Source organism: Mariniflexile fucanivorans (assembly GCF_004341235.1).
GTDB classification, from domain to species: Bacteria; Bacteroidota; Bacteroidia; order Flavobacteriales; family Flavobacteriaceae; genus Mariniflexile; species Mariniflexile fucanivorans.
Genome location: NZ_SLUP01000001.1, coordinates 166889 through 183294, shown reverse-complemented (window position 1 = coordinate 183294; position 16406 = coordinate 166889). Strand labels below are relative to the sequence as shown.

Here is a 16406-nt window from a genome sequence, read left to right as displayed (position 1 = left end):
TATAGTTACGAATAGAATTTGTAAATTAGTAAATGAAATAAAATTTATATTTGTAATATAATAATTTTAGATTATGAACATAGAAACCACAAAATTAGAGTTAATGCATCTATTACTGCAAACGCAGAAAGAAAGTTTGTTAGCTAAACTTAAAAAAGTTTTTGAAGAAGAACAAGGGGATTGGTGGAGTGATATGTCTAAAGAAGAACAAGAAGAAATCAAAACAGGGATAAACGAAGCAGATAAAGGGGACTACATTACTGATGAAACTTTAATGAAACGTTTTGAGAAATGGCATTAAAAATTGTTTGGACACCACAAGCTGAAAGAGGTTTAAATAAGGTTATAGAATATTTAGAAGAAGAATGGACAGCCCTAGAGATTCTTAATTTAGAACAAAATTTAAGAGACCTTTTAGATCGCATAAGCAAATATCCAAAAATCTGTCCAGGAACAGGAAAATATATAAATGTACATAAAGGTTTAGTGGATAAAAATAACTACATCATTTATAGAATACAAGCAAAAAAAGAACTCATAGAAATTATTAATTTTAGAGGAAGCAAGCAAGAACCTATTTAAAAATCTTAATGCTACCTCCCGCTTAGTGGCGTTAACATATAAGCACCAAAGAATTCAATAATTTCATTTCCCCTCAAACTCCGGACAATCAATTCTAATTTCAGAATTCAATAATTCCTTTTCCAACAAATTGCAATAATCTGAATCCTGAATTTTTTGATGAAATTTACAAGCATAACAGGTACGTTGAACGGTTAAAATACCGTTTTTATTCAGCTGAAAAATAAGGTTACTAATTGTTTTAAAAAGTGAATTTAAATCGGATGCCTCTGTATTATTAAGTTGCGTTTTTATGGGAAGCGCAAAGTTTTCGGTTTCAGAAACCATTTGTTTGCCTTCATCGGTTAGTTGTATGGTGTAACTTCTACTATCTGAAGTCGGAAATATTTTTTCAATAAAACCCTTGTTAATCAACACCCGAACCGCATCGCTTATGGTTGGTTTTGTTACGTTGAATTCTTTAGCTAAATGGGTAACGGTGCAAAACGCCATTTTATGATAAGCAATAAAAATAAGTAATTGAATTTGTATGGGGCTCAATCCTAATGCCTTTGCTTTTTCCCAAAGTAGCACTTTAAAAGCTTCAGAAATACGTTCCAATCCCGCCACTATTTTGTTGCTTAAATCGGTTACTTGATTATTCGGGTTGAATAAAGGACTGTTCATAATAAAAACTGCCAAATTAAGTTTGTTCCACAAAGTTAGTAATCCTAACCTCTAGATGAAATTATTTTTACTTCCAATTTTATGCTTATTGTCACATTGAGCTTGTCGAAATGCATCTAATACGAAGTCTTCGACAATCCTGATATCTATTGGGACAGACTGACTATCGGGGTTAAAATTGAATTTGGAAATTAATTAAAATGTTAGTTCATGTATAGGTAAAACAGATTTTAATTAATTACCTCTATTAGATTATTTCTAAATAAATTAACCGCAATTTCGTATTTCTTTTATATAAAATCCTTTATTTTCAATTTGTTCTTTAATAAGACCGGTAGCCTGTTCTAAATGGCAAAAAACACATCCATTGGATGTTAAAGTTTCTGTTTTAAACGGTTTACTCTTTAAGTAAGTGTTTCCATATAGTAAAATGGTATCTCCGTTTTTTAAATCGCTAGGCACTAAAATATCAAACGACATAGCTTTGCCATCCTCTCTTTTTACATAGGTGTCCCATACAGATACTTCCATAGTTTTTTGTTTTTAAAGTTAGGATTCTAAATAAAATTAGGAATCCTAACTTTAGGAATTAAAAAATTAGCCTTTTACATCTTGTATAGAAGCACCAAAATTAATGTGTAAAACATGTCCTGTCGGGGTAACTAGTGCAGGAACCGATTTAATACCTTTTTTCTCTGCTTCTGCAATTCTAGATTTGTCTTTGCCAAAGTGTACAATTTCCACATTGTTGGCACCTATTAATTCAATAATGTCGTGTTCTGCACTTATGCAAACAGGGCATCCTGCGTGATAAAAAACTGATTTACTCATGGTTTCTAAGTTTAAATTATAGCATTACAAATATAGTTAGGAATCCTAATAAATAAAAATTTTCTGGATAAAATGTTGTATTTGTCTTTTTTTTAGTAAGAATTTTAAAAAAAAAGTTTTAACTTGTGTAGAGGATAAAAGAGGCATTCTTTTTTAAGGTAGGAAAAAAAAGAGATATAAAGAATAGGCGGTTTATGCGCAAAAAAAAGTAATAATAATACAAAACAATATTAGTATAAAGAAAACAAATTGTTACCTTGTAAACTTTAGAGAATTTTTTGACTAATTTTGTGTAATTAATAAAAAGTACGAATTAAAAAATATAAACATTATGGCACTAGAAATAACAGACGCAACGTTTGAGGAAACAGTATTAAAAAGTAGTAAACCAGTTTTGGTTGATTTTTGGGCTGCTTGGTGTGGACCATGTAGAATGGTTGGCCCAATTATTGAAGAAATAAGTAGTGAATACGATGGAAAAGCAGTTGTAGGAAAGGTTGATGTAGATGCAAACCAAGAATTTGCAGCAAAATATGGCGTGCGTAACATACCTACGGTTTTGGTTTTTCAAAATGGTGAAGTTGTTGGGCGTCAAGTGGGTGTAGCTCCCAAAAATGCTTATACTGAGGCGATTGATGCGCTTTTGTAATAGATAAAGAAAAAGAAAGTTAAAAAGGTTTGCCATAATGGTAAACCTTTTTTTATTTTAGATAAAAATTAAATAAAAATGAGTGATAAAATAAAAGTTCAAGATGCTATTGATAGTAAATTAATAGAGCAACGTAAAGTGTTTCTATGGGGGCAAGTTGATGATTCATCAGCTAAACATGTTATTGATAGGTTGCTGTATTTAGACGCTTTAGGTACGGGTGATATTCAATTATACATAAATAGCCCAGGAGGTTATGTAACCTCTGGTTTTGCTATTTACGATTGTATTAAATCTTTAAACAGTGAAGTTTCAACTATTTGTACAGGTTTTGCTGCCTCAATGGGGTCTATTATCCTTTCCGCTGGAGCAAAAGGAAAACGTTTTATACAGCCACATGCCCGTGTAATGATTCATCAACCAAGTGGTGGTGCTAGTGGTCAAGCGAGTGATATTGAAATTACGGCTAAAGAAATTATAATTACCAAAGAATTAAGCGCTCATATATTGGCAGATAATTGTGGGCAAACATTTGATAAAGTAATGAAAGATTTTAATCGCGACCATTGGATGGGCGCTCAGGAATCTGTAGAATACGGTATTGTTGATGGGGTAATTTAGTCCCCCTAACCCCCGAAGGGGAAACTCTTACTGTTATGGCAACGAATTCTAATAATTGCGAATTTTTAAATATTAAATAATAAACTTTTTTACCTCATGAGTGTTCCTCCCCTTTGGGGAGGTTAGGTGGGGCTTTAGGTTAGGAGGGGATGAATATACAAAACGAACTTAATAAAGCTGAAGGCTTTAAAAATATAGAATTACTTGCAAAACAGGTAGTCGAAGGTTTTATTGCAGGTATGCACAAAAGTCCGTTTCATGGGTTTTCGGCAGAATTTGCGGAGCACAAAATATATAATAAAGGAGAAAGCACCCGCCATATCGATTGGAAGCTATTTGCAAAAACAGAAAAACTTTACACCAAACGTTACGATGATGAAACCAATTTACGTTGCCATATCATTTTAGATAATAGTAGTTCGATGCATTACCCAGAAATGCGTTCATTTTCTATTGATAGCCTTAATAAAATTTCATTTTCGGTTTTAGCAGCAGCATCTTTAATGCAAATTTTAAAAAAACAGCGTGATGCTGTAGGTTTAAGTATCTATAGTGACGCTTACGATTATTATGCGCCAGAGAAGGGTAGTGAGCGCCACCACCAAATGTTGTTGAGTCATTTAAGTGAGGCAGTTGTTTCCAAACCAATGCATAAGAAAACAGAGACTTATAAGTATTTACATCTCATTGCAGAGAAAATACATAAGCGTTCTATGATTTTCTTATTTACTGATATGTTTCAAACTTCGGAAGATGAAGCTAAGTTATTTGAAGCGCTTCGGCATTTAAAATATAATAAGCACGAAGTGATATTATTTCATGTATTTGATAAAGAAAAGGAGTTAAATTTTAACTTCGATAATAAGCCAAAACGATTTATTGATGTTGAAACTGGCGATTATATTAATTTATATGCCGATAGTATTAAGGAAAATTATAGTCGTGCTGTAAATGAATATTTTGAAGCTTTAAAGCTAAAATGCTTACAATATCAAATAAAATATGTTGAGGCTGATGTAAATAAAGATTTCAATAACATACTGACAACCTATATGATAGAGCGTAAAAAGTTTATTTGATAAAAATCTTTTTAAAAAAACTTTAAAAAAGATTTGAGATATTAAAAAAGGCATGTATATTTGCAACCGCAATAAAGCAACGGTCTGGTAGTTCAGTTGGTTAGAATGTCGCCCTGTCACGGCGAAGGTCGCGGGTTCGAGTCCCGTCCAGACCGCGAAAATTGCTAAAAAGCTCTAAGAGATTAGGGCTTTTTTTGGCACTTATAAAGAAGTTGTGTTGTTCCCGAAGTAATTCGGGAAAGTAGTTTACCAGAGCAATTTGGTATTCCAATGAGAAGCTTTCCTTTTTTCTGTATAGAAAATCGGGATGCTTTTTTGTTTTAGGGCATTATTTCCTTTGAAAAAAGGTAACAAACTAAGTCTTCTTTAGTTCAAATTGTGTAGTATTGTTAATTAAAGCCCTAATTGGTATTTATAAATGTTATAAATAATAATGTCAATGCATCACTTTATATTAAAATCTTATTTATAAAAAACCATTTTCATTACATTTATTACTTAATTATAATTAAACTACTTTATGGAACATATGTATAGTAAATGGCACCACCCATACACGCCGGAAAATAAATACAGTAAAAAAGTCGCTTACTTTAGCATGGAATTTGGGATTGACCAATCTTTCAATATTTATTCGGGAGGATTGGGTTTTTTGGCAGGTTCCCACATGCGTTCTGGATTTGAATTAAAACAAAATATGATTGGTATTGGCATGCTTTGGAAATATGGCTATTATGATCAAGCTAGAAATGAAGACCAAACATTAAGAACGGATTTTAATGTAAAACATTTTGATTTTCTTGAAGATACAGGTATTGAAGTAGAAATTACGCTTCATGACAATCCTCATGTAAAAGTAAGAGCTTATGTTTTAAAGCCTGAAATTTTTGGAACAGTTCCTATGTATTTTTTAAGTACAGATGTTGAAAATAACGACCATTTATCAAGAACAATTACCAATCATTTATACGATAATAACCCAGTTACACGTGTTTCTCAAAGCATTGTGCTTGGTATAGGAGGCGCAAAGGTAGTGGAGGCATTAGGAGGTGCAGATACTTACCATTTAAATGAAGGTCATGCTTTACCGGCTTTTTACTATTTAAGAGATAGAGGTGTGTCAAAAAATCAAATGGTGTTCACGACCCATACGCCAGAAAAGGCGGGTAATGAAGAGCGAGAAGCACGACAACTCAATAGAAGTGGTTTTTTTGGCAGATTACTATCTGATGAAGAACTTCATAATGAAATGGTTAACGGCGGAATGATCAATTATACCGTTTCGGCATTACGAATGGCTAAAAAAGCAAATGGTGTTTCAAAACTTCATGCAAAAGTGGCTAACGATATGTGGAAAGACTATGATGGGGTTTGCGAAATTATTCCTATTACAAATGCACAAAATCAAAAATTTTGGCAGGATGAAAGCATTAAAAATGCTTGGACTGCTAGAGATGCAGATGCTTATAAGAAAAGAAAAAACGATTTGAAAAGTGAGTTATGTGATGAAGTTTTACACCAAACCGGAAAACAATTTGACCCCAATGTGTTAACTTTTGTTTGGGCACGACGGTTTGCTGGCTATAAAAGAGCCGATTTGCTATTGCATGATTTTGATCGTTTTAAGAGATTAATTTCCAACGAAAAATATCCGGTTCAGATTATTTGGGCAGGAAAACCATATCCGTTTGATTATGGTGCTATCGACCTCTTTAATCATTTAATATATCAATCTAAAAATGAACCAAATCTTGCAGTGTTGATTGGTTATGAAATTGAATTATCAAAAAAACTTAAATGTGGATCTGATATTTGGTTGAACACACCTCGTATTACAAGAGAAGCATCGGGAACCAGTGGTATGACGGCCGCTATGAATGGATCAGTAAACGTTTCGACTAATGATGGTTGGATTCCAGAATTTGAAAAAGATAACCAAAACTGCTTTGTTTTACCTGCGCTGGACTATCACCTACCAACCTGGGATCAGGATAAAATGGATACGAATAACTTATACGATATTTTAGAAAATAAAGTGATTCCAACCTACTATGAAAATCCTGATAAATGGCAGGACATTGTATTTAAGGGAATGGACGGTGTTATTCCTGATTTTACATCACAAAGAATGGCAGATGAATACTATGAGAAGTTATTTTAAAAATTCAAAATAAGTTTTTTTAAAGGATTATTTTTACCTTATTTCTATTCTGATGTTAGAAATTATATGGATGCAATTAAGCTCAATAAGTATATTTGTGCCTGTAAAAGTGGTTTTAAGCACGATTTTGTTGTAAAAAGCGGATAATATTTATTTTTTATTTGCACGCACTTAGAATAAAACTTACATTTATAAAAATTATTACTAATAAAATAAAATTCAATAAATCATGGAAGGATACTGTGTAAAGTGTAAAGAAAAAAAAGAGATAAAAGATGCTGCTGAAGTTACTATGAAAAATGGTAGAAAAGCAATGAAAGGTAAATGCCCAACTTGTGGAACTGGGATGTTTAGAATTTTAGGTAAATAAGTAGTCTCGCATATCTTAAAAAAAATAAAACCAGGTTTAGTTATATTTAATTAAACCTGGTTTTTTCTTTACAAGATTTTTTATGTAAGGTTTAAACTATTAGTTGGTATTGTTAATAAGCTCTTCAAGAATGGTTTCTACACCTTCTTCTGAGTTGCTTTTTGTTTGAAAACGTGCTATCTTTTTAACCTCGCTATGAGCATTTTCCATGGCATAACTAAAATAAGCGAGTTCTAACATTTCTAAATCGTTATTGTAATCGCCAAAAACCATAGTTTCATCTTTGGTAACTCCCAAGCTTTTTTGAAGCCTACTTAGTGCATACCCTTTATTGGCATCAGCATGAGAAATGTCTAACCAATTTTGACCAGAAACAATAATTTGCATGTTGTTTTTTAGAGCATTTAAATGCGGTAACACGTTTTTTTCTGAACTTTCAAAATGGTAAACAGCTATTTTTAGGAAATCGTCATCAATCACTTTATTTAAATCATCAACAATTTGATATTCAGAATAGTATCTTCTAAATCTTGAAATAAATTCTTGATCAGTAGTTTCTATATAAGCCGATTTTCTTCCGCATAAAACAATAAAAACACTATCTATTTTACGTAAAACATCAATAGAGTTTTTGATGTTCTCTAGGCTTAGTTTCAATAAAATATGTTCTTCATTGTTATGCTTCATCATACCGCCATTTTCAGCAATAATAGAAATATCATCTTTTATAACGTCTAATTTATCTAAAATACTTTGATATTGTCTGCCACTAGCAGCAACAAAATGTATATTCCTTTTTTTTAGTTCTTTAAACTGATTAAAAAAACGCGGACTCACTTCGCTTTTTGGATTAAGCAAAGTACCGTCCATATCTGTAACTACAAGTTTTACTTTTGAAAAATTCATAACATATATTATAAGAACAAAAATACCATTCTAAAACTTAATATATGTTAGATAATTGCTAATCTATTGCTCTTATCCATGAAATTTCCATCATTAAAATTGAGACACGGAATAAAAAATGATTATGAGAATGGTTTATTTAACAATAAATAGGCAGATGCAAATAGATGTGATAAATTTTAATATTTTAGATACATGTATTTTTGTAAATTGCAATAAATTTAATTTACACGTTAAAAAATTATGGTTACCTTAAAACAATTGGCAAAAGAGTTAAATGTTTCAATATCTACGGTTTCTAAAGCATTGAATAATAGTGAGGAAATTGGTGAAGAAACGGTAAAGCGTGTAAAAGAGCTTGCGGAATTATATAATTACAAACCCAATAAAGTCGCTTTAAGTTTAAAGCAAAATAAGACTAAAACTATAGGTGTTATTATTCCAGATATATTGAATCATTTTTTAGCAAAAGTTCTTTTTGGTGTTGAAAGAGAGGCCACAAAATATGGTTATAATATTATTACGTGTATTTCCAACGAGTCTTTAGAACAAGAAAAAGAAAGTCTTAGGTTATTGGCAAACGGCAGTGTTGATGGTTTTATTTTATGTCTGGCAGAAGAAACCCAAGTAAAAAATGAAATAGAGCATTTTAAAAAAACAATAAGTCAAGGCTTACCAATTGTTATGTTTGATAGGGTAGCACATGATGTGCTTTGTGATAAGGTTATAGTGGATGATTTTGATGCCACTTATAATGCTACCAAAAGTTTGCTATTGGAAAAGCGAAAAAACATTGTATTTATAAGTACATTGGATGGTATAAGTGTTGGTAAATTAAGAGAACGTGGTTATAGAAAAGCGATATTGGAAACTAATACCTTTGAACCTTTGGTTTTAAAAATTAAAAAGAAAGACGACCAACAAAAAAAAATAATGTCTTTTTTTAAGAAAAATACAACCATAGATGGCGTTATAGCGGCCGATAGCTCTTCAGGAATTATAGCCTTAAACACAGGGGTTAAATTAGGTTTAAAAGTGCCTAAAAACATGTCTGTAATTGCTTATGCAAGCAAGTCAGATTCTTTTCATACCATTCCAAAATTAACGACTATAAGGCAACATGCTAAAGAAATTGGAGCCAATGCTGCTCAATTATTAATTAATAGGTTGCAAAATAAATCAATTGAGATAGACGTTAAAACCAAAATTGTAAAGACGACTTTAATAAAAAGCAAATCCACTTTGTAGGTAACGACCTTAAAAAAATACCGATTAAAACATGTATTTAATCTATTAATCGATAAAATAACACATTTAATCGATTATATTTTTTATAAAGAATCAAATGGTCGTACGTTTGTAGTCTTTAAACGGCATATTAAATATTACTCCCTTAGTTGTTTAAAATAGTTAATCCATTTTTTGACTGAAAAGTCATATTTCCCTCAAAATAATATTAAAGAAATCTGTGTGCTTTTTTGCGCGTTTGATTTTAAGTTAATTATCCATTTTTCCCTCTAGAACTGATTTTGTTTTCAAAATCTAGTCAACTTTTGTTTTAGAATTTTAAAAATAATAATATAACCTTAAAATCAAATATTTATGAAAGCTTTAAAAATTACTTTAATTGTAGCAGTACTTTTCGCATCATTAACTTCTTGTACTAAACAAGATTTAAACGAGGATGATGTACTAAAGTCTCCTCAAACTCAAGAAACAGTTTATACTGGAGGTGATACTGATAACTAAATAAAAATATGATTACTTTTATAAAAGCTCTTTACCTAGGTAAAGAGCTTTTTTTATTAAAAAATTATAAATACTTTTGAAGGAATCCTTAATAATTCATCTTATTGAAATTTAAATTCTTTTTTATAGTTATTTTGTTTTTTTGTAATACATCCTTTTGTCAAAAAAGCTATGATTTAAAGAAAATTGATTCGTTAAAACAACTTTTTTCACAGTTCAATAAAGTCGATTCTACTTCAGTTGCCAATACACATTATAAAATAGCGGAATTTTATAGAAAATCAACACCTTTTACCGATAGTGCTTTTTTTCATTATCATAAAGCTGAAAAACTATTCAAATTATTAAATGCTAAATATGAATTGGCTTTAACGCTATATGGCATTTCAGTAATACAAAAAAACGAAAAAGATTTTATTGGTAGCGAGGTTACATCCATTGAATCGTTATCTCTATTTGATCAATTACAAGAAACACAGCCAGTTATTGTAGGTAAATCATTTGTTTATAATAATTTAGGAATTGTTTTTAAAGAACTTGAACAGTATGAGGAATCTATAGAATATTTTGAAAAGTCTATTGAGTTAAAAAAGAAATTGAAAGGTGATAATCAATATTTAATAGGTACTTCAATAAGCAATCTTGGAAATACATATAAAAAATCTTTGCAATTTAGTACAGCGATAAAGTGCTATATGCAAATTTTAAATAATAAAAAAATAATTAGAGAGCACCCTGATTATTATGCTGTAGTATTGAATAATTATGCACATACTTTATATTTATCACAGAAACATGATCAACTCCCAGGTTTATTTTTCAAAGCATTAAAAATTAGCGACAGTATTAGTTATAGGGGTTATAATTCCATAATTATAAATCAAAACTTAGCAGAATATTATAATGATAAAGGAGATAAAGCATTAGCTAAACATTATGCCTATACGGCAAAGGATATTGCAGAGAAATACCATAATGACGATTTGTTAAAATCACTCTTATTACTTTCAAAAATAGAAGAAGGTGAGATAGCAGCCAATCATTTAAAATCCTATGTAAGCTTAAATGATAGTTTGCAAAAAAATGAACGAAATATAAGAAATAAGTTTGCCAGAATTCGTTTTGAAACCAATCAAATTGAAGAAGAAAATATTCAAATTGCGAAAGAACGTACCTGGTTACTTGTTATTTCGGGAATTTTAGTGATAGCCTCTTTTTTGTTGTATATTGTTATAAATCAGAGAAATAAAAACAAAGAATTAAAATTTATACAGGAACAGCAAGAGACTAATGAAGAGATTTATAACCTCATGCTTTCTCAAAATGAAAAAATTGAAGAAGCAAGAACTTTAGAGAAAAAACGTATTTCAGAAGAGCTACATGATGGTGTTTTGGGACGCTTATTTGGTGCCCGATTGAGTTTGGATAGCCTTAACATGAGTAATTCAATGGAAGCCGTAAAAACCCGAGAACAATATATAGGCGAGCTAAAAACTATTGAAGAAGATATTAGAAAAGTATCGCACGAATTAAATACCGATTTTGTTTCGGGTTCCGGATTTATAGATATTATTAAAACATTAGTAGAAACCCAAACAAAAGTGTATAATCTGTCATGTAAATTAAAACAAGATGATATTATAAATTGGGATGAGGTTTCTAACAAGAAAAAGATTCATATTTATAGAATTATTCAAGAATCTTTACACAATATTTATAAGCATGCTAATGCCACTCAAGTTAATGTTAGTTTTGAATTAAAAAATAACGTAATTTGGCTCACCTTAATTGATGATGGAACTGGATTTGATGTTAATAAAACGAAGTCGGGTATTGGTTTAAAAAACATGAATTCTAGAATTAAGGAAATAAATGGTGTTATAGATATAACATCTCAAAAAAATACAGGTACAACCGTAACTATTAAAGTCCCTATAAGCTAACCAAATTTATGAATCAAAAAATTAGAATTTTAATGATTGATGACCATCCAATGATTATTGAAGGTTATCAAAACACCTTGCTTTTTACGAAAAAAGAAAGTCAGCAATTAGAAATAGATATTGCCAACAATTGTGATGAGGCTATTGCATTTATGGATAAATCGGTTGAAAAGCAAAATCTATATAACGTATTATTTGTTGATATTAGTTTGCCACCATCAAAAGATGGATTAATGACTTCTGGTGAAGACTTAGCTGCTTACGCTCGAAAAGTTTTGCCTCATGCGAAAATTATAATTTTAACCATGTTTAATGAATCGTTTAGAATTCATAATATAATTAAAACCATCGATCCGGAGGGGTTCTTGATTAAAAGTGATTTAACATCTAGCGAACTAGCAAGTGCTTTTCAAGCGGTACTTCACAACCCACCATTTTATAGCGGTACGGTAAATAGTTATATAAGAAAAGCGCTTACAAGTAATATTGTAGTTGATGAAAAAAACCGAAAAATACTTCACTTATTATCGCAAGGTGTCAAAACTAAGAATTTAGCGCCTCATTTAGATCTTTCTTTAAGCGCCGTTGAAAAGCGTAAAAAACAATTAAGGGAGATTTTTGAAGTACATGATGGACAGGATGAAACCCTTGTAAATGCAGCAAAAAAGAAGGGTTTTATATAAATTTTAAAAAAATAACAGTTTTTTTTTACCTCTATTCGCTTGCTATACTTGAAATCTATGTTTAACCCATAACATTGTTACGGGTTTCCCGTAATCCAAAAACATATCTTATTCGTATCTTTGTATAGTCAACACTTCTAAAAATTTGTAATCCCTCAATTTTTTTGTTGATAATAGCAATTTACATAAACCCTATGGATGTGAGAGACCCATAGGGTTTCTTCTTTTAAAGTATTTTCGGTATGAGTTCGATAATAAAAACCAAAAAAATCGTACTTTTCGGCTTTAGTTTTTCAATATGAAGCAAATTTGTATTTTTATAGTCGCCTTCACGCTTACGTCTTGCGAGTATTTCAATGCGAAAAAAACAACGCCTGAAGCTATTTTAAAAGAAGAGTTGCAAACTTTTAATTGGAACGATGTAGATGTGTATCCTAGCTTTTCGGTTTGTGATTCTATAGATTCTAAAAGTGAAAAAACAGCCTGTTTTACAGAGATTTTAACAAATCATATTTTAGACTATCTTCAAAATAAATCTATTGTTGTTACGCATGATGTTTCTGATACTATAAACTTAAAATTTCAGGTGTCTGAAACTGGAGTTTTATCTCTTTTAAACATTGAAACTGATAGTTTAATATTGAAAGAAATACCAAATATTGGGGATTTAATTTATTCAAGTTTAGATTCCTTACCAAAAGTATTTCCAGCTATAAAACGTGGGCAACAAGTAAAAACCGAATTTGAACTACCTGTTGTTATTCAGGCAAATTAGGATTACTTTTTAAACGTACGTCCCTTCCACTTATAGCTTGAAAAAAGCGAAATAAAAGCCACATAACTACAGAAAAAAGGATAATATATAAAACTTACAATAAAGCTTTTTAAAACCCCTTTTTGATTAAAAAATAATGCCGATTTGTAAATTAAAAAGAAATCGATATTAAATTTTATAATCACTAAGTATATAAAAATTTTCAGATTAAAAGTACCGATTATTGTAAGCATGAGTAGTGCAATAACAAGGGCATTCATAAATAAAACCACCAATCCCGTAAACTTGCCAAACCAATTGTTGTAAGCGCTGGTTTTAGCAGCCCAACGCACACGTTGTGATAGTAACGCGTTCCAAGTTGGTTGAGTTTTAGTAAACACTGTGGCAAATTCGCATTTTAAATAATGGAGTTGATTTGGGTGTGTTTTTGCCGCTTTTTCTAGCATAAAAATATCGTCGCCACTGGCTGTTTCGGTATTGCCATCAAAACCATTTAATTCGTTGAACAAAGCTTTGGTATAAGCAAAATTAGCACCATTGCATAAAAAAGGTTTGTTAATACCAAAACCACCTATAGTAGCGCCTTGTAAACTAAGCAGGTCGAGTAACTGAAACCTGTCTAAAAAAGCATTTTTTATAATATAGGTTACGGGTGCAGCAATGCAGTTAGCATCGTTTTTTTGAATGTATTCATCAAAACTATCGAGCCAGTATTTAGGCACTAAACAATCGGCATCGGTGGTAATAATCCATTCGTGGTTTGCTTGTTTTATAGCTGTTGAAATAGCATCTTTTTTTGGTGAATTCGTTTTACGTTCATTTAAAATAACTTGAATGTTTCCTTGAGAGTAGTCGAAGGATCTTTCTTTTATGGAATTTTCAATAATTTCTACAGAATCATCTTCAGACTCATCATCAACAAAAATAACTTCAAATAATTCCTTTGAATAATTTAAAGCATACATAGTTTTCAATAAAGCCGGTAAATTTTCAGCTTCGTTTCTAAAGGGAATAACAACTGAAAATTTTGTTTTAGCGGGGACATCTTCAAGCTTAAAAAGTGTCACTTTATCAAAACCAAAAGCAAAACTTCCTATTAAAAATAAATATAAAACACTTATGATAATGCTAATTAAAACCATGATTATTCTTTAGGAAAATTAAAATTTAAAACAAAATAACTTCCAATAATACTAGGAAGCACAAAATTAAAAAACCACATAATAGTAACGGTGCTTAAAATGGTTAATGTGTTTATTCCAAGAAAGCTAAATAAATACACGGCAACGCTTCCCTTTATAATCACATCAAAAATAAATATAGAAGGAATTATGGAGGTTAATAAATACATAGTCGAAATTACCATCATCGCCTGTAAATAGGAAATGTGTATTCCAAAAAGGGTTAACAAGTAGTAAAATTGAAATGAAAAAAACGCATAGCGGAATAAGGATAACCAAAACCCGTAAACAATCTGTTTTTTTGGGTAATTTAAGATGAATGTTTTTATTTTTTCAAATGAAAAACCTTTGAAACTGAATTTTGTTTTGCTTAATATGAAAAAGGCAATAATTATTAAAAGAATTGTAAGTACAGATAAAAGTAATATTTTATAATAATTAATGGAAACAGCATATTTTGAAATAAAAAAGCTAAAACCCACAAAACCTAAAATGCAAGTAATGCCCATTTGCAAAACATTACTTAATAGATTGATTAGCATGATGCGCTTTCTATATTCTTTTGTGTAAAAAATGGCTTTAGCTCCATATTCACCAATTCGGTTGGGTGTAAATAAAGAGGCGGTTAAAGAGCCTAAACTTTGTTCAAATGCGTTTTTTAAGCTTATTTTTTTTATAGAAGATATTAATTTTTGCCATTTCAAAATTTCAGAAAACCAGTTTAAACCAGTTAAAATCAACAAAAAAAGAATGGTTTTTAATGAAAATAGGTTGTTTCTATTTAAAAAATCAATAAAAACTGAATATTCAAAATCTGTGTTTTTGGTCAGTTTCACATATATAAAATAAAAAGAAGCAACTACAATGCTTATTTTAATAAGCACAAAAAAGAATTGTTTAGTTTTGTAGGATAAAGCATTTAGCATAGTGGCAAATTAAACGATTATTATCTTATGGCTTATTATTTTAAAAGACAAAAAATAAAATTCCTAATGGCTTTAGTAATTTTGTCAACCACATTAAGTTACGCTCAAACTAATTCTGAATTATGGAAATTTCAATTAGCCGTGGGTATAAATAATCCTATAGAATCAGTTGAAAATGTTGGCTACTATTCAAAATATTTAAATTTTCCAACAGTTGCTATTGGAGTACAACATATGTTTTCTAATAGTTTGGGAGCAAAACTGGATGTTGGTTTTAATCGTTCTTCCAATGCAGATACCTCATTAGAATTTAAACTCAATTATACGCGAGTAAATGCTCAAATTGTTTATAACCTAAAACCTGTGCTACGCTTTTTGCCAGATAGAATTGCTTTAGTTGCCCATGCGGGACCAGGAATAAGTTTTACACAACCTTTAGGTGGTTTTAGTGAAAATAAAAACACATTTGGTAATGCTTTGGGAGGTATGGAACTACATTACGGACTCTCAAATTCTTTATCCATTTATTCTGATTTAGGGTATGCATATTCTTTAACAAGTAAAAATAAATACGACGGTAATATAGATGGCTTTTCGTTTAACGGTGATTTAATGTATCTTACCTTCGGGATTTCGGTGTCACTTAATGGATGTCGATACTGTAATTAATGAGTAAAGAAAGAATTATATTAGGCATCGATCCAGGAACTACTATTATGGGGTTCGGACTTATTAAAGTGGTGGGTAAAACCATGACTTTTTTGCAAATGAATGAACTCGATTTAAAAAAATACGACGACCATTACCTAAAATTGAAGCTCATTTTTGAGCGCACCATCGAACTTATAGACACTCATAACCCCGATGAAATAGCTATAGAAGCACCTTTTTTTGGTAAAAACGTACAGAGTATGTTGAAACTTGGGCGTGCACAAGGTGTTGCGATGGCTGCTGGTTTAAGTAGAGAAATTCCAATAACAGAATACCTTCCTAAAAAGATTAAAATGGCTATTACGGGAAATGGAAATGCCAGTAAAGAGCAAGTCGCGAAAATGCTGCAAAGTTTGTTAGGGTTAAAAACATTGCCAAAAAACCTCGATGCTACCGATGGGTTAGCGGCAGCGGTGTGTCATTTTTATAATTCAGGAAAAATTGAAGTTGGTAAAAGTTATTCCAGTTGGGATGCTTTTGTGAAGCAGAATAGCCCCCTAACCCCCAAAGGGGGGATAAAAAACAATCCGATTGTAGATCTTCGGAAGAAAAAAAGCTGATTGTACCTTGTTA

At 30.8% G+C, this 16406-nt stretch carries 20 protein-coding genes and 1 tRNA gene; 15 read left to right on the top strand and 6 right to left on the bottom strand.

Annotation, left to right across the window (positions count from 1 at the left end):
* The first annotated feature begins 73 nt into the window (after nucleotides 1–73).
* Both EV196_RS00840 and EV196_RS00835 read left to right on the top strand, forming a co-directional pair.
* Nucleotides 74–301, top strand: a complete 228-nt coding sequence (locus EV196_RS00840) for a hypothetical protein (protein ID WP_132213923.1) — start codon at nucleotides 74–76, stop codon at nucleotides 299–301.
* Nucleotides 292–582 (top strand): type II toxin-antitoxin system RelE/ParE family toxin, encoded by a 291-nt coding sequence (locus EV196_RS00835; RefSeq protein ID WP_132213921.1) that lies wholly within the window; start codon nucleotides 292–294, stop codon nucleotides 580–582. Before EV196_RS00840 ends, EV196_RS00835 begins: the two co-directional genes overlap by 10 nt.
* A 63-nt stretch (nucleotides 583–645) precedes the next feature.
* Here the strand turns inward: EV196_RS00835 and EV196_RS00830 are convergent, their stop codons facing one another.
* From EV196_RS00830 to EV196_RS00820, 3 genes are all read right to left on the bottom strand, one after another.
* Nucleotides 646–1248 carry a MarR family winged helix-turn-helix transcriptional regulator gene (locus EV196_RS00830; RefSeq protein WP_132213919.1) on the bottom strand — a complete coding sequence of 201 codons (603 nt, stop codon included), beginning with the start codon at nucleotides 1246–1248 and terminating at the stop codon, nucleotides 646–648.
* A gap of 267 nt (nucleotides 1249–1515) precedes the next feature.
* Complete coding sequence (locus EV196_RS00825; RefSeq protein ID WP_132213917.1) at nucleotides 1516–1779, bottom strand: DUF2024 family protein; 264 nt, start codon at nucleotides 1777–1779, stop codon at nucleotides 1516–1518.
* Nucleotides 1780–1845: 66 nt separating this feature from the next.
* Nucleotides 1846–2079, bottom strand: coding sequence for a thioredoxin family protein (locus EV196_RS00820; RefSeq protein ID WP_132213915.1), 234 nt, complete (start codon nucleotides 2077–2079; stop codon nucleotides 1846–1848).
* Between the two features lie 331 nt (nucleotides 2080–2410).
* Between EV196_RS00820 and trxA the strand changes: the two genes are divergently transcribed.
* From trxA to EV196_RS19805, 6 genes are all read left to right on the top strand, one after another.
* Nucleotides 2411–2728: a thioredoxin gene (gene trxA, locus EV196_RS00815; RefSeq protein ID WP_132213913.1), complete on the top strand. Its 318-nt coding sequence runs from the start codon at nucleotides 2411–2413 to the stop codon at nucleotides 2726–2728.
* A gap of 78 nt (nucleotides 2729–2806) precedes the next feature.
* On the top strand, nucleotides 2807–3349 hold the full coding sequence (locus tag EV196_RS00810; RefSeq protein ID WP_132213911.1) for a ClpP family protease: 543 nt from the start codon (nucleotides 2807–2809) through the stop codon (nucleotides 3347–3349).
* 149 nt (nucleotides 3350–3498) lie between these two features.
* Complete coding sequence (locus tag EV196_RS00805) at nucleotides 3499–4428, top strand: DUF58 domain-containing protein (RefSeq protein WP_132213909.1); 930 nt, start codon at nucleotides 3499–3501, stop codon at nucleotides 4426–4428.
* A gap of 81 nt (nucleotides 4429–4509) precedes the next feature.
* Nucleotides 4510–4583, top strand: a tRNA-Asp gene (locus tag EV196_RS00800).
* Nucleotides 4584–4948: 365 nt separating this feature from the next.
* Nucleotides 4949–6589 carry an alpha-glucan family phosphorylase gene (gene glgP, locus EV196_RS00795; protein ID WP_132213907.1) on the top strand — a complete coding sequence of 547 codons (1641 nt, stop codon included), beginning with the start codon at nucleotides 4949–4951 and terminating at the stop codon, nucleotides 6587–6589.
* A gap of 229 nt (nucleotides 6590–6818) precedes the next feature.
* Complete coding sequence (locus EV196_RS19805) at nucleotides 6819–6959, top strand: DUF5679 domain-containing protein (protein ID WP_165876075.1); 141 nt, start codon at nucleotides 6819–6821, stop codon at nucleotides 6957–6959.
* A 99-nt stretch (nucleotides 6960–7058) separates the two neighbouring features.
* Here EV196_RS19805 and EV196_RS00790 read toward each other — a convergent pair whose 3' ends face one another.
* A complete protein-coding gene (locus EV196_RS00790) occupies nucleotides 7059–7865 on the bottom strand; it encodes an HAD family hydrolase (RefSeq protein WP_132213905.1) in 807 nt (268 codons plus the stop codon).
* Between the two features lie 243 nt (nucleotides 7866–8108).
* Between EV196_RS00790 and EV196_RS00785 the strand changes: the two genes are divergently transcribed.
* The 5 genes from EV196_RS00785 to EV196_RS00770 all read left to right on the top strand — a co-directional run bounded on the left by EV196_RS00785 (nucleotide 8109) and on the right by EV196_RS00770 (nucleotide 13015).
* Nucleotides 8109–9113 carry a LacI family DNA-binding transcriptional regulator gene (locus EV196_RS00785; RefSeq protein WP_132213903.1) on the top strand — a complete coding sequence of 335 codons (1005 nt, stop codon included), beginning with the start codon at nucleotides 8109–8111 and terminating at the stop codon, nucleotides 9111–9113.
* Nucleotides 9114–9467: 354 nt separating this feature from the next.
* Nucleotides 9468–9614: a hypothetical protein gene (locus tag EV196_RS19800; protein WP_165876074.1), complete on the top strand. Its 147-nt coding sequence runs from the start codon at nucleotides 9468–9470 to the stop codon at nucleotides 9612–9614.
* Nucleotides 9615–9718: 104 nt separating this feature from the next.
* Nucleotides 9719–11557: a tetratricopeptide repeat-containing sensor histidine kinase gene (locus tag EV196_RS00780; RefSeq protein WP_132213901.1), complete on the top strand. Its 1839-nt coding sequence runs from the start codon at nucleotides 9719–9721 to the stop codon at nucleotides 11555–11557.
* 8 nt (nucleotides 11558–11565) lie between these two features.
* Complete coding sequence (locus tag EV196_RS00775; RefSeq protein WP_132213899.1) at nucleotides 11566–12240, top strand: response regulator; 675 nt, start codon at nucleotides 11566–11568, stop codon at nucleotides 12238–12240.
* Nucleotides 12241–12538: 298 nt separating this feature from the next.
* Nucleotides 12539–13015, top strand: a complete 477-nt coding sequence (locus EV196_RS00770; RefSeq protein WP_132213897.1) for a hypothetical protein — start codon at nucleotides 12539–12541, stop codon at nucleotides 13013–13015.
* Nucleotides 13016–13017: 2 nt separating this feature from the next.
* On the opposite strand, the gene EV196_RS00765 is transcribed toward EV196_RS00770, so the two are convergent.
* Both EV196_RS00765 and EV196_RS00760 read right to left on the bottom strand, forming a co-directional pair.
* Nucleotides 13018–14157 (bottom strand): glycosyltransferase family 2 protein, encoded by a 1140-nt coding sequence (locus EV196_RS00765; protein ID WP_132213895.1) that lies wholly within the window; start codon nucleotides 14155–14157, stop codon nucleotides 13018–13020.
* Nucleotides 14158–14159: 2 nt separating this feature from the next.
* Nucleotides 14160–15122 (bottom strand): lysylphosphatidylglycerol synthase domain-containing protein, encoded by a 963-nt coding sequence (locus tag EV196_RS00760; protein ID WP_132213893.1) that lies wholly within the window; start codon nucleotides 15120–15122, stop codon nucleotides 14160–14162.
* Nucleotides 15123–15188: 66 nt separating this feature from the next.
* On the opposite strand from EV196_RS00760, the gene EV196_RS00755 reads away from it, so the two are divergent.
* Both EV196_RS00755 and ruvC read left to right on the top strand, forming a co-directional pair.
* A complete protein-coding gene (locus EV196_RS00755; protein WP_132213891.1) occupies nucleotides 15189–15791 on the top strand; it encodes an outer membrane beta-barrel protein in 603 nt (200 codons plus the stop codon).
* A complete protein-coding gene (gene ruvC / locus EV196_RS00750; RefSeq protein WP_132213889.1) occupies nucleotides 15791–16393 on the top strand; it encodes a crossover junction endodeoxyribonuclease RuvC in 603 nt (200 codons plus the stop codon). Before EV196_RS00755 ends, ruvC begins: the two co-directional genes overlap by 1 nt.
* The last annotated feature ends 13 nt before the right edge of the window (nucleotides 16394–16406 follow it).